Consider the following 13,422-nt stretch of genomic DNA (forward strand, 5'->3'; position numbering starts at 1 on the left):
ACCACCCCGCCCCCGGCCCGCCCGTCCCCGGTGCCCCGTGCACGTCAGCTCACTCTGCCCGTGCCCGCGGCGCGGGTCCGGGTGCGCCCGCCGCGTCCCGTGCAGCTGCGGCTGCCCCTCGAACCGCCCCGGAGGTAACGACCCGTGAACCAGCCCGACGAAGCGGCGGACGCCCCGTACGCCACCCGCATTCCCGCAGACATCTCACGCCCCGACCGACTCCTGGGACCTTTCACGGCCCGGCAGAGCGCGATCCTCGCCGTCGCCGGGCTCGTGCTGTACGGCGGCTGGTGGGCGACGCGGCCCTTCATGGCGCCGCTCGCCTACGCGGCCCTGGTGGTCCCGATCGCCGGTGCGGTGGCCGCGCTCGCGCTCGGCCGGCGGGAGGGCATCAGCCTGGACCGCTTCCTGCTCGCCGCCCTCCGGCACACCCGCACCCCCAGACGCCGGGTGCACGCCCCCGAGGGAGTGCCGCCGCTGCCGGCCGTCGTCCCCGACCGCTGGGCCCGGGCGGCGGGGCCGCCGCCGGCCGCGATGCGCATGCCGTACGACGGCATCACCGCCGAGGGGGTGCTCGACCTGCGCGGCGAGGGGAAGGCGGCCGTGGCGACGTGCTCCACGGTCAACTTCGAGCTGCGCTCCGCGGCCGAACAGCAGGGCCTGACCGCCACGTTCGCACGCTGGCTCAACTCCCTGACCGGCCCCACCCAGCTGCTGGTGCGCTGCCACCGCATCGACCTCGCCCCACTCGCCGACACCCTGCAGCACGATGCCGCCGCGCTGCCTCACCCCGCTTTGGAGCAGGCCGCCCGCGCCCACGCCGACTTCCTCGCCGACCTCGCCACCGGCGGCAACCTGCTCGGCCGGCAGATCGTGCTGGTCGCCCGCGAAGAAGCCGCAGCGCACGGCGGGCGGCACTCCGCGGGAGCGGGGCGCGTCATCCAACGCGTCCACGAAGCCACCCGAGCGCTCAGCGCTGCCGAGATCACCGTCACGCCCTTGGACGCCGAGCAGAGCGCCGAGTTGGTGCGTGCGGCCTGCAACCCCGACGCCCCCACCGGCCCCCAGGACGGATCGGAAGGTGACCCCGTATGACCCGGCTCTTCTTCGGCCGCCGCCGTACCGCTGCCGACGTACCGGTCGTCGGTGCCGCCCAGTTGCTGGAGGTGGCCGGACCCGAGGCCGTAGAGGTGCATGCCCGCGCCCTCGCGGTCGGCGGACACCTGGCCACCACCTTGGTGGTGACCGGCTACCCGGCCGAGGTCACCGCGGGCTGGCTGGCCCCGCTGCTGAACTTCCCCGGCCACCTCGACCTCGCCCTGCACATCGAACCCGTCCCCAACCCGATCGCCGCGGCCGGGCTGAAGAAACAGCGCGCCCGGCTGGAATCGGGTCGGCGCACCGGCTTCGACAAGGGACGCCTGGACGATCCGGAGGTGGAGGCCGCCGCCGCGGACGCCGCCGAACTCGCCTACCGCATCGCCCGCGGCGAGGGAAAGCTGTTCCACGTCGCCCTGTATCTGACCGTGCACGCTCCGGACGAGGACACCCTCGCCGAGCAGGCCGCCGCCGTCCGTGCGATCGCCGAGTCGCTGCTCATGACCGTGGCGCCCACGACCTACCGGGCGCTGCCCGGCTGGCTGGCCACCCTCCCGCTCGGCATCGACACGCTCAAGATCCGCCGCACGTTCGACACCGCCGCGCTGGCCGCCTGCTTCCCCTTCACCAGCCCCGACCTGCCGATCAACACCGGCCCGGACGGCACGCCCGCCGGGGTGCTGTACGGGTTGAACGCGGTCTCCGGCGCCCCGGTCGTGTGGGACCGCTTCGCGCAGGACAACTACAACTCCATCACCCTGGCCCGCTCCGGCGCCGGCAAGTCCTACCTCGCCAAACTCGAGCTGCTGCGGCTGCTGTTCACCGGCACCACCGCCTCGGTGATCGACCCGGAGGACGAGTACGTCCGCCTCGCCGAAACCGTCGGCGGACACGTCATCGCCCTCGGCGCCGACGGCGTACGCCTCAACCCCTTCGACCTCCCACCAACGACCGGCGGCGAGGAGGACCTCCTCACTAGGCGCGTGCTGTTCCTGCACACGTTCCTCGCCGTCCTGCTGGGCAGCGACCTGACCGCCGCCGAGAAGGCGGTACTCGACCGGGCCATCCTCGCCGCGTACACGCGCGCCGGGATCACCACCGACCCCCGCACCTGGCAACGCACCCCACCCCGGCTCGCCGACCTCGCCGCCATCCTGACCGAGGACGGCAGCCAGACCGCAGCAGATCTCGCCAACCAGCTGGTCCCCTACACTACCGGCTCCCACGCGCAGCTGTTCAACGGACCCAGCACCGCCACCACCCAAGGGCATCTGGTGGTCTTCGCACTCCGTCAGCTCCCGGACGAGGTCAAGGCCCCGGCGATGCTGCTGGCCCTGGACGCAATCTGGCGGCAGGTCAGCTCCCGTCCCCGCACCGGCCGCCACCTGGTGGTGGTGGACGAGGCGTGGCTGCTGATGCGGGACGGCGACGGAGCCCGGTTCTTGTTCCGGATGGCCAAGGCCGCCCGCAAGTACTGGACCGGACTCGCGGTGGTCACCCAGGACGCCGACGACGTGCTCACTTCCCCGCTGGGCCGGGCCATCGTCTCCAACGCGGCCACCCAGATCCTGCTGCGCCAGGCCCCGCAGGCCATCGATGGGATCAGCGAGAACTTCCACCTCTGCCACGGCGAGCGGGAGTTCCTGCTCTCCGCGACCCGCGGCGAGGCCCTGCTGCTCACGGGCGATCGCCGCCACAAGGTCGCCTTGATCAGCGTCGCGGCGCCCGGCGAACATGACGTGATCACCACGGACCCGGGCGAGCTCGCCGCCCAGCATCCGGTAGACGAAGCCCGCGACGCGGACGGCCTGCCAGGCGAGGAACCCGTCGGCGAGGGGCGGTGGGAGTGGTGACGGCGTACCGGTTGCCGGCCGTTGCTCCGCCGGGCGGACCGCTGGTGGACTTCCTCACCCACCCGCAGACGTTCACCTCCACCGCGCTCCGGGCCGCCCTCGACTGGTGCACCGCCTCCGCACCCGTCCTGATCCTGCTCATTCTCGTGTCCACAGCCTGTGGGTACAGCGCCCGACGCTGGCTGCTGCGCGCGCGTCAGCGACGCTTCGCCGACGGCGCGCGCTGCGTGGAGATCCTCGCACCGCCCACCGTCGCCCCCAAGGGAGGTGAGGTGATGTGGGCGCAGCTCGCCGGGCTGCTGCGCCCGTGGTGGCGGCGCCTGACCACCGGCCAGCCCCATCTCGCCTTCGAATACACCTGGTTCCACACCGGCCTACGGATCCGGCTCTGGGTGCCCGGCACGGTGCCGCTGGGTTTGGTACGCCGCGCGGTGGAGGCCGCCTGGCCCGGCGCCCACACCCGCGTCACCGCATCCCCGCCGCTCCTGACGAACGGCTACACCGTCGCTGCTGGACGGCTGCGACCGGCCCGGCCCGACGTCCTGCCCCTGCGCTGCGACCACCCGGCTGACCCGCTGCGTGCGCTGCTCCAGGCGGCCACCGGCATGGGCGAGGACGAGTCGGCGTGCGTCCAGATCCTGGCCCGCCCCGCCACCGGCGTCGCGCTGCGCCGAGCCCGCCGCCAGGCCCGGCGGATCAAAGCCGGACACACCCCCGCCCGGCTGCCTGCCCTGGCCGCGCTCCTCCTGCACCGCGCCCAGCCGGCCGCCACCAGCAGGCAGGACCCCGAACACGGCGCCGCCATACGGCAGATGGTCGCGAAACAGTCCGGCTCCCAGTGGCAGTGCACCCTCACCTACGCCGCCGCCTGCTCCCCCACGACCAAACGCGCCGAGGACGTGGCCCGCGGCCGGGCCCACGCGATCGCCTCCGCCTTCGGCCTGTACGCCGACCGCAACTACCTCGCCCGCACCCGCCTGCGCAACCCCGAACCACGCCTGAACGCCCGGCAGTTCCCGCCCACCCGTCCCGCGCTGCTGTCGGTGCCGGAACTCGCCGCCCTCGCCCACCTGCCCCTCGACCCGGACGCCCCGGGCGTGCAGCGGGCCGGCGCCCGCTCCGTCCTGCCGCCCCCGCCAATCCCCGAACCCGCCCCCGGCAACGGGGTAAAGCCGCTGGGCCGCTCCGACACCGGCGCCCGCCGCGGTGTCGGCCTCGCCGTCCCCGACGCCCGCCACCACCTCCACGTCATGGGCGCCACCGGTTCCGGCAAGTCCACCCTGATCGCGAACCTTGCCCTGGACGACGTACAAAGCCGACGCGGCGTCATCGTCATCGACCCCAAGGGCGACCTGGTCACCGACCTGCTGGACCGCCTGCCCGACACCTGCGCCGACCGCCTCGTTCTCATCGACCCCGATGACCGGCACCTCCCGCCCTGCCTGAACGTCCTGGACGGGACGGACATCGACGTCGTCGTCGACAACATCACCGGCATCTTCCGCCGGATCTTCACCGCCTTCTGGGGCCCCAGAACCGACGACGTGATGCGGGCCGCCTGCCTGACCCTCCTCAAACACCGCGACCGCACCCACCAGCTGGTCACCCTCGCCGACGTCCCCCGCCTGCTGGGCGAGTCCGCCTACCGGCTGCGCATCATCCCCGCCCTCAAAGACCCCGTACTGCGCGGCTTCTGGGCCTGGTACGAGTCGATGTCCGAACCCTCCCGCGCCGCGGTCATCGGGCCGGTGATGAACAAGCTGCGCGCCTTCCTGCTGCGCGACTTCGCCCGCCGCGCCATCGCCGCCGGCCCCTCCACCTTCGACCTCACCAGCGTGCTCGACGGCGGCATCCTGCTCGCCCGCCTGCCCAAGGGCGCGCTCGGCGAAGAGACCGCCCGGCTGCTCGGCTCGTTCATCGTCGCCGGCACCTGGCAGGCCGCCGCCGCCCGCGCCCGCACCCCCGAACACGCCCGCATCGACGCCACGCTGAGCATCGACGAGGCGCACAACTTCCTCACCCTCCCGTATCCGCTGGAGGACATGCTCGCCGAGGCCCGCGGCTACCGGCTGTCCCTGCTGCTGGCCCACCAGCACCTCGCCCAGCTTCCCCGCGACCTGCGCGAGGGCATCTCGGCCAACGCCCGCAACAAGGTCTTCTTCAACGCCTCCCCCGAAGACGCCACTTCGCTGGAGCGCCACACCCTGCCCACGCTGGCCGCGCACGACCTCGCCCACCTCGGCCCCTACCAGGCCGCCGCCCACCTGCTGACCGGCGGCGCGGAATCGGCCGCGTTCACCCTCACCACCCGCCCCCTGCCGCCCCCGGTGCCCGGCCGCGCGACGGACCTGCGCGCGGCGGCCGCCTCCCGCAGTGGCCCCCGCCCGGCCACCCGGCCCTGATTCCACCTCCCCGCACCCCCTGCCGTCCGCGCAACCCCATGCATCCGGTGGTGACTTGTCATGCCCGCACTCCCGCGCCCGACCTTCGGCCCCGGCTCCCGTTACACCGCCCGCGCCGCCCTCACCCGCCCCCGCCCCGCCCGGCCGGCGGACGTGGCCGCCCTCGCCCGCCGCCTCACCGGCCGTGACCTGTGGCTGGTACGGATGCTGCACGAGCACCGGGTGCTCACCACCCACCAGATCACCCGCCTTGCCTTCACCTCGCTGCGCTCCGCCCAGCGCCGCCTGCGCACCCTGCACCAGCACGCCATCCTCGACTCCTTCCGCCCCCTGACCGCATCGGGCTCGGCCCCCGAGCACTACACCCTCGGCCCCGCCGGTGCCGCCCTGCTCGCCGCCCACGCCGGCCTCGACCCCGCGGCTCTCGGCTGGCGCCCGACCGCGACCGGCCGTATCGCCTACTCCCCCTCCCTCGGCCACGACCTGGGCGTCAACGAACTGCTCACCCACCTCGCCGCCCGCGCCCACACCAGCCCCGAGACCGGGCTCGCGCTGTGGCTCTCGGAACGCTCCGCCGCACGCCGCTGGGGCGACATCATCCGCCCCGACGCCTACGCCCACTACCGCGACGACGGCCATCTGCTGCCGTTCTTCCTCGAATACGACACCGGCAGCCAGCCCCTGCCCCGCATCGAGGCCAAACTCGCCGCCTACGCCGCCTTCACCCTCGCCACCGGCAGCAGCCCGGCCCTGCTCATCCACACCCGCACCGCCTCCCGCGACCAGGCCCTGCGCCACCGCCTCGCCAACGCCACGCGCGAGCTGGGCCTGCGGGTGGCGACCTCGTCCGCGGACTTCACCACCACCAGCCCGTGGGGACCGTGGTGGGCGCCCCTGGAGCCCGGCGCCCGCCGCACCACGCTCACCCGCCTCGCCACCCACTGGCCCGGCCTGGCCCCGGCCGCCGGGCTGGAGCCGACCGACGCCGACACCGCCCTCACCCTCCCCGTGCCCCCGCTGCCGCTCACCCCCGGGGCCGGTGCATGAGTTCCCTGCTCGCCAAGGCGGCCGGCGGCATCGGATGCGCGGTCATCGCCCTGCCGCTGCTCGTCGCCCTCACCCTCGCCGCCGCGCTCGGCAGCGGCAGCGGGATGTCCGGCGGCAGCGTCCCGGCGGCCCCGAGCAGGCACGCCCTGGCCGACATCCCCGCCCGCCTGCTCGCCCTCTACCAGCGCGCCGCCCCCGAGTGCCCGGGCCTGTCCTGGACCGTCCTGGCCGCGATCGGCAAGGTCGAGACCGATCACGCACGCCACCCCACCATGCGCTCCTCGGCGGGCGCCGTGGGGCCGATGCAGTTCCTGCCCTCCACGTTCAAGGCGTACGCGTATCCCGTGCCGCCCGGCGGGAAGAAGCCGCCCACTCCCTGGGACCCGGTGGACGCCGTCTATGCCGCGGCCCGGCTGCTGTGCGCCAACGGCGCCCGGAACGGCAAGAATCTGCGGCGGGCGATCTGGCACTACAACCACTCGGACGCCTACGTCACCCAAGTCCTCACGATCGCCGACAGGTACGCGGCCGCCGCAGCCGCTCCAAAGGGCGCTGCTGCCAAGGCGGTTGCCTTCGCCCGTGCCCAGCTGGGCACCCCGTACGTGTGGGGCGGTGATGGCCCGGCCGAGGGCGGCTTCGACTGCTCCGGACTGACCCAGGCCGCCTACAACGCCGCCGGCATCCCCATTCCCCGCGTCGCCCAGGCCCAGTACGACCGCGGTCCGCGCCTGCCGAAGGGCGCCCAACTGGCCCCGGGCGACCTGCTGTTCTTCGGCACCGGCCCCGGCGACATCACCCACGTCTCGCTCTACACCGGCCACGGGCAGGCCATCGACGCACCCCGCACCGGCGCGGTGGTTCGCGAGGGCCCCGCGAACACCAAAAACCCGTCCTTCCAGGGCGCGACCAGGCCGGCGGTGCCAGGCGGTGGTGTCTGGTGAAGCAGATCGCCGCGATCGAGGCCGTCGGCCTGCTCAGGACCATGACCCGCGTGCTGTGCGTGGTCGGCATCCTGGCGCTGGTCTTCACCACCGTCAACGTCACCCGCTTCGCCACCAGCCGCGGCGTCCCCCTACCCATCGCCATCCTCCTCGACCCGATGATCGGCACCGCGCTGGCCGGCGTCCTGTACGTGGACGCACGCCTGGCCGCCTGGGGCATCCGCCCACCGGCCTGGTCGACCGCACTGCGCTGGGGCGCCGGCTGCACCGCCGCCCTGATGAACTCCTGGGAGTCACTGTGGCCCGACGGACAGATCGGCTGGCCCCGCAGCGCCGATCCGGCCGCCGTACTGCTGCACCTGACCCCGGCCCTGCTCCTGATCGCCCTGACCGAAACGATCGCCGCCTACCGAAGAACCGTCACCGACCTCCTGGAGAAGATCGGCCCCGCCGATCCCACCGCACCCCGAACGGCCGGGGAGCACACTGACCCGGACGCCGACGATCCCGATCCGCTCAACGCCCGCCGCTCAGGGGGGCATCCGGATCCCGGCCCCGCCGCATCCCGCACCCTTGGTACCGCCCGCGTCGGCCAGCACAGAACCCATATGGACGACAGCACGCCCGCCGACCGCCCCGTGGGCCCCAGCCCCCGACCGGTCGGCGACCTGGCGACAGACGCCGACGTGTGGCCGCGCGCCGTGGCCCTGGACGACACGGCCCGCGCCGTCACCGGGAAACCGGTGAGCGTCTGGAAGCTGCGCACCGATCTGCGCATCGGGCCGCGGCGCGCCCGCCGGCTTCGCGAGCAACTCCTGGCCCGCCACCCCGATCCGCCGCCCCCGATCGGCTGAACCGCCCTCGTCCGCCGCCCGATCCACCCCCACCGTCCCCACCGTATCCGGGATCGGAATCTGGCCACGCCCGCTCACCGATCGCCCCGGCACGCTCGTCCCTCACCTCTGAGCTGGCCCGATCGGAAGCGATCGGGCCGCTTGACTTCCCTCACCGAGCGAGCGTCCATGGTCGTGGCCGACGACCCGAGCGGGCTCACGGACCACCGTCAACCCGCTCGCGCCACGGCCCCGTTCGCCCGGGAGAACCGCGATGCGCACGCGCCCGACGAACCCAGCGGACCGCCCACGCGGACCCGCACCCCGGCCGGGGACCTCAACCACGACATCCACACGGAACGAGGTTCCCTCATGTCCGACACCACGACCGACGCCACCCGTCCACGCCACGTCGCTCCCGCCCCCGAGCCGCTCGCCCAGCTGACCGGCGCACCCGCCGCGATCTACACCGAGCTGATCGGCCTCACCGAAAGCGCCACCGCCGCCGAACTCGCCCTCGCCGCCGGCCTGGGCCGCTCCACCACCGGAAAAGCCCTGACCACCCTGGAAGAGCACGGCCTGGCCGTACGCACCCCCGGCGGCCACGACGGCCCCCGCCGCACCCCCGACCACTGGCGCGCCGCCCCCACCCCCGAGACCGGCAACGGCGACGCCCCCCACAGTCAGGAACCCGCCAGCACCCAGCCGGAAACCCCCGTCACGGACAGCCCGGAGCCGATCGAAAACAGCACGGCCGATGAGGATGCACCCGCCGACGAGACCGCACCCGACGACGGCACCATGGACGCCCCCACCGCCCCGGCAACCGAGGCGCCGCAGGACGCCGAACACAGCGAGGGCGACGACACCGGCGAGAACGAGCCGCCCACGGACGGCTCCAGCGACGGCTCGAAGAACGAAGACCCCCCTGCCTCGCAGACAGGCGCCGGGCGGCAGACGACGCCGACGGAAGCAATCATTCTGCCGGGTGAGAAGAAGCGGCTCGCGCCCGGAGCCCTGCGGCACATGGTCATCGAGCACCTCCAGGCGCATCCCGGCGAGGCGTTCACCGCCACCAAGATCAGCCGCGTGATCGAGAAGTCTTCGGGGGCGATCGCGAACGCCCTGGTCACCCTCACCCGGCAGGGCGTCACCGAGCAGGTGGACGACCGGCCGCGCACCTACCGTCTGGCAGCGCCGGAGGGCAACGGATAGCCAACCGGCCGGAGCAAACCGGGCTGGTTCCCACGGGGGTTGGGAACCAGCCCGACTGCTGTGCGAGTCTTCCACACGAAGCGGGTGGAGGCGGGGAGGGCGGGGTTCGGTGGCTGACTGGCTCAGCGCGGTCGTTGCCGTGGTGTCGGCGACAGTCGCCGTGTATGCGGCGTACTGGGCCCGACGCTCCGCGCGCGGCACCTTCGCACACACGGCGTACGAGCTGGCGCGCACCCTGCACACGGACCTCACCACCGGGGCCACCGCCCAGGCCCGGGATGTGCTGGAGCACTTCCGTAGCGGCACCCGCTATCACGAGCCTGGCCCGGACGGTCTCCCGCCCGCCGCAGGAACACAGGAGGTGCTGGAGGCGTACTTCGCGCTGCTGTGGTGCTTCGAACGCATTCTGATCGGCCGGCGCTCCCTCACCAAACAGCAGGACTCTAATGACACCGGCCCTGCGGTGGCCTTCCTCGACGACTTGCTCGCCTGGCATCTGAAGCATTGGGCGGAGCGCTGGCCGACCATGCGCGCGACCCTCAAAGCACACCCGGCCGGATACCGGATCTGCGCGATCACGACTCCCTGGGCAGCTTCTGTGACCTCGTCGAAGAGGTCACCGGACTCAACGAACACACCGCCCTGCTGCGCACTCTCATCCGCGAAGAGGATGACCAGGGTATCGGCGTGACGTGACGGACAGCATCTGCCCCACGCTAAGCGCGAGGGGCAGTGCTCGGGGCCGGTGCGGCCCAGCCCCTCCTTACCCCACACCACCAGGGACGAGTGCAAGTACCCGGTGACACCGGTGCGCTTGACTCTTGAGGTGTGCCCAGGACACGGGCCAGGCGCAGGGGGGTGCTGCGGCATTGGTCAGGGCCGTCGGCACAGTCCCGACAGGTGGCCGGGGAGTCGGTTTCCCAGCGTGCTGCGGCAAGGGATGCGTCCTTCGCGTGCCCGAGCCTCGGCGCAACTCGGCAACTACTGACACGGCCCAGGGGCGTCGGGCGGCGCCGAGGTCGTACCGGCTGGTGCGCCGCTCGTACGCCGTCACCGTGCCTCAGGCGTCGCCCGAGACTTCTCGGGTGGGCTCAGCCGTCGTGATGACCGGCGCGGAGGATGCCGGGAGCATCAGTGGTTCCTCCGGCGGCAGGACGACTTGGGGCAGTACGACCGGGCCGTCGACGTACCGGGCGGTGCGCCGCCGCGTGAAGTGGGCCTCAATGCCGGCACGAATGTAGGCGCGACGCGCTGCACGCGCCCGGCGGTTGAAATCGCGGCGCTGGGCCTTCCACCGCCGGTGCTGGATGCGATTCTCCTGCATCTTGACTGCATCGGCGGACTTACCTGGGTGCATCGCCTTGATGATCGTGGCGGAGCCAGAAGCGACCGCGCGGATCACCAGGATCAGCGCCATGAGGAGCAGGAGAGGGAAGACGAGCCACAGCGGCGCACCCATCGCGAGGAGTTCCGAGATCAAGCCGTTCAAGGCGCCGTCCTCGTGGTTGGGGGCAAGCTGTGCGCCTGGTCGGGTGACCGGCTCGCGTGCCCTCGTACCTACTACGAGACGGGGAAGGGCCCCCGATCAACGGGGACCCTTCCCAGAAGCTGTTGTGTCTCTCTATAACCTCTTCCGTTGTTGTGGTCTGCGGCTGGAGACGGATCTACACACGCATGATCTGCCTAGGCAGATCAGCCCGCGGCAAGGACTCATCCGCCTCCGGCGCGAGGACAACACGAGGAAGCTCGACAACCGGCCTGGGTGTGATGAGCCGGTAGATGACAGTAACGAGTGCGCTCACGATGGTTCCGGCGAGAGCACCCAAAGCGGCGAAGATTTCGCGCACTAGCTGGCTCCTTGGTTTCGTGCCCCCCGCCTCGTGCTTGGCTGGCGAGGCCTTACGAGGCGGGGGGCTTCCTTGTCTCGTGCTCCCCGCCTCCGGCTTGGCGACCTTTGGGGCGGGGGGCATTCTCATTTTGGGTAGGAGGGCTAGCCCCTCCCGCCGCCGCACGGACCGGGATTGCCGGGCCGCGGGGCAGCGGGATGCTCTAGTTCCTGGGCGGGGTCCGCCTGCGCTTCAGCGGTGGCGGGTACCCGAGGTGCTCCAACTTCCCGGCGCGCCAGGCCTTCTTGACCTTCTTCATCGCCTTGCACTTGAGGGAGGCGACGGAGTTCTTGTTCGTCGGCGGCTCGAGCCACAGCCCGACCGTCTCGTTGTCCTCGCCGAGGATCTGGCACAGGACGTAGACGTCCATCTCTCGGGGAGTCAGGATGCCCGCTACGCGGATACCCTTGACGATGTCGATCAACTCATGGTTGAGCTCCAACACTTGGCCGAGGTTGGGGTCGCCGTTTTGCTCCCGGAGCACGTCAAGGGTTTCGTCGCCGACCAGCACCTCGACCGTGGTGCGCAGCTTGCTGAGCTGGTTGGTCACGCTGCGGTTGAGGTAGGCGTCGAGGTTGTCGACGGGGCCGAGGTTCAGCAGCCGCTGATGCAGCCCTGTGACCACGTTGCTCCACATAGTCCCGGCGAGCTGTACGCCGGCCTTCTTGGCCATACGGCCGCGGTGAAGACTCTCCTGTTCCATTGCGCGCACCAGCTGCTTGTGCGCCTCGGGTGTGAGAACCGGCATGGTCGCCGCCGCGGCGGTTGCCACGGCAGTGTTCAGCCGGTCTTCGACGGACGGCGAGGCCATCCGCATGGGTCGCTCGGTGGATGCCGGGCCGCTCGCCCCGTGCATCTCTTCGGGCATCTCGTCTCCTGCGGAGGTGAAGTTGCTCGGACACCAGCTATCAGTCGCGGCAGGGCAGTCTCATCAACGCCTTCACGAAACTTCTTTGGTCACCTTGCACTTACGGCGCGCGAGGACACTGCAGACAGGATGGGCTCAGGCGAGGGGCACGCCGCTACCGGCTGATCCGACGTCCGTACGCCGCTGTTGCTCCTCTGGACCGCTGGCCGGTCTGTGCGAACACTTCGTCACCTGAGGGGGGGTGGGGGTCAGCCCCGGCGCAGCCAGTCGAAGTCCCGCCCGCTCCGGGCGAGGTCCTCCAGCAGATAGCGTCCGCCCTCGATGGATAGCTGATAGTGCAGAACGGCTTCCACGGCCCGGCGATACGGCAGAAGTCTTTGACTTGGCGCTCACCGGTGCAGCGGGACATGCACCAGCGCGGCGACCGCGGAAGTCGACAGCGCAGCTACGAGCACGCTCACGACGTGGCGGCGGTGCAACGGGCGGTCCTTATCTGCGAGTCAGATCGCTAGGCCGAGGAATGCCCGGATCCTCACTTATTCACACCATCTTTATGTATATCAGCGCATATCTCACCGATTCAGGTGACATCGCGCTGCTTCGCACGTATGCCGCTCGTTGTGAGAAACACGCCAGGCATGTCCCGGCCCACCGCGTGGACACGCGATGCCGAGCACCGCCTCGCATATGACTTCGACCAAAGGAGCAGGAGATGGCCCCGTCTCGTATCCGAATCCGTCTGCGTCCAACCACCGCCGCGTTACTGGGCCTTGTTGCATGGTGCGGGGTCCTCACGCCGTCCGTCCCGGCCGGGGCCCTTGCCCAGAGCACAGCTGAAGCGACGCACTGCAAGATTCGGATCACAGGCAAGAAGGTCGCCGTACGTATGCCGGAGGGCGGCGCCAAGGTCGCCCGGCCCGACTCCCCCGTCGTCCGCTACGTCCACCGCGGTGATGTGATCACGAACAGGTTCTGTGTCATCGCTCTTGGACGCACCAACGGCGGGCCGCTTTACCGCAAGTGCGGCAGGGACGGCTACAACTGGTACATCGTTGCCGGCGGGCAGGTTCCGGTGACCTGCGCGCAGCGCGTCAGGTAGGCGGCGTCGGCCGCCCGGCAACACGCCGCGGAACGGCCCCGCGCAGCAGTTGCCGTCGCCGTCTGGCCGACGGTGCCGAGCGCCGCGGTGTTCTCCCGAAACGTGGCGCGGCCCGTTGCGGCCCTGTCCTCCTCACCCCTCCTTGGGTGATCACCTGCCGGGCGTCGAACTGCCCGCATC

11 protein-coding genes are annotated in these 13,422 nt (G+C 71.7%); 9 read left to right on the plus strand and 2 right to left on the minus strand.

The genetic code is table 11. The features are described from left to right. Positions 1-144 precede the first annotated feature (144 nt). The 8 genes from OP79_RS43395 to OP79_RS43430 all read left to right on the plus strand — a co-directional run bounded on the left by OP79_RS43395 (position 145) and on the right by OP79_RS43430 (position 10,080). Positions 145-1,095 (plus strand): PrgI family protein, encoded by a 951-nt coding sequence (locus OP79_RS43395; protein ID WP_033328659.1) that lies wholly within the window; start codon positions 145-147, stop codon positions 1,093-1,095. Further along, positions 1,092-2,951, plus strand: a complete 1,860-nt coding sequence (locus OP79_RS43400) for a VirB4 family type IV secretion system protein (protein WP_033328660.1) — start codon at positions 1,092-1,094, stop codon at positions 2,949-2,951. Before OP79_RS43395 ends, OP79_RS43400 begins: the two co-directional genes overlap by 4 nt. After that, positions 2,939-5,353, plus strand: coding sequence for a DUF8128 domain-containing protein (locus OP79_RS43405; protein WP_425428683.1), 2,415 nt, complete (start codon positions 2,939-2,941; stop codon positions 5,351-5,353). Before OP79_RS43400 ends, OP79_RS43405 begins: the two co-directional genes overlap by 13 nt. A 60-nt stretch (positions 5,354-5,413) precedes the next feature. After that, positions 5,414-6,400, plus strand: coding sequence for a replication-relaxation family protein (locus OP79_RS43410; protein WP_033328661.1), 987 nt, complete (start codon positions 5,414-5,416; stop codon positions 6,398-6,400). Beyond that, complete coding sequence (locus OP79_RS43415) at positions 6,397-7,341, plus strand: C40 family peptidase (protein WP_033328662.1); 945 nt, start codon at positions 6,397-6,399, stop codon at positions 7,339-7,341. Before OP79_RS43410 ends, OP79_RS43415 begins: the two co-directional genes overlap by 4 nt. Continuing rightward, complete coding sequence (locus OP79_RS43420) at positions 7,338-8,195, plus strand: hypothetical protein (protein WP_033328663.1); 858 nt, start codon at positions 7,338-7,340, stop codon at positions 8,193-8,195. Before OP79_RS43415 ends, OP79_RS43420 begins: the two co-directional genes overlap by 4 nt. A 141-nt stretch (positions 8,196-8,336) precedes the next feature. Further along, on the plus strand, positions 8,337-9,389 hold the full coding sequence (locus OP79_RS43425; RefSeq protein ID WP_157857470.1) for a helix-turn-helix domain-containing protein: 1,053 nt from the start codon (positions 8,337-8,339) through the stop codon (positions 9,387-9,389). Between the two features lie 109 nt (positions 9,390-9,498). Continuing rightward, positions 9,499-10,080 carry a hypothetical protein gene (locus tag OP79_RS43430; protein ID WP_033328665.1) on the plus strand — a complete coding sequence of 194 codons (582 nt, stop codon included), beginning with the start codon at positions 9,499-9,501 and terminating at the stop codon, positions 10,078-10,080. A 369-nt stretch (positions 10,081-10,449) separates the two neighbouring features. On the opposite strand, the gene OP79_RS43435 is transcribed toward OP79_RS43430, so the two are convergent. Together OP79_RS43435 and OP79_RS43445 are read right to left on the minus strand one after the other, a co-directional pair. Beyond that, on the minus strand, positions 10,450-10,878 hold the full coding sequence (locus tag OP79_RS43435) for a hypothetical protein (protein WP_033328666.1): 429 nt from the start codon (positions 10,876-10,878) through the stop codon (positions 10,450-10,452). Positions 10,879-11,438: 560 nt separating this feature from the next. Next, positions 11,439-12,143 (minus strand): hypothetical protein, encoded by a 705-nt coding sequence (locus tag OP79_RS43445; RefSeq protein ID WP_033328668.1) that lies wholly within the window; start codon positions 12,141-12,143, stop codon positions 11,439-11,441. 886 nt (positions 12,144-13,029) lie between these two features. Here OP79_RS43445 and OP79_RS54645 point away from each other — a divergent pair. Then, positions 13,030-13,242, plus strand: a complete 213-nt coding sequence (locus tag OP79_RS54645; protein ID WP_106972631.1) for a hypothetical protein — start codon at positions 13,030-13,032, stop codon at positions 13,240-13,242. The last annotated feature ends 180 nt before the right edge of the window (positions 13,243-13,422 follow it).

The organism is Streptomyces yerevanensis (genome assembly GCF_000716805.1).
In the GTDB taxonomy this organism is placed as follows: domain Bacteria; phylum Actinomycetota; class Actinomycetes; order Streptomycetales; family Streptomycetaceae; genus Streptomyces; species Streptomyces flaveus.

Coding starts and splice junctions, on each gene's coding strand:
- OP79_RS43400 (WP_033328660.1), top strand. CDS start 1,092: ATGACCCGGCTCTTCTTCGGCCGCCGCCGTACCGCTGCCGACGTACCG.
- OP79_RS43410 (WP_033328661.1), top strand. CDS start 5,414: ATGCCCGCACTCCCGCGCCCGACCTTCGGCCCCGGCTCCCGTTACACC.
- OP79_RS43415 (WP_033328662.1), top strand. CDS start 6,397: ATGAGTTCCCTGCTCGCCAAGGCGGCCGGCGGCATCGGATGCGCGGTC.
- OP79_RS43445 (WP_033328668.1), bottom strand. CDS start 12,143: ATGCCCGAAGAGATGCACGGGGCGAGCGGCCCGGCATCCACCGAGCGA.
- OP79_RS54645 (WP_106972631.1), top strand. CDS start 13,030: ATGCCGGAGGGCGGCGCCAAGGTCGCCCGGCCCGACTCCCCCGTCGTC.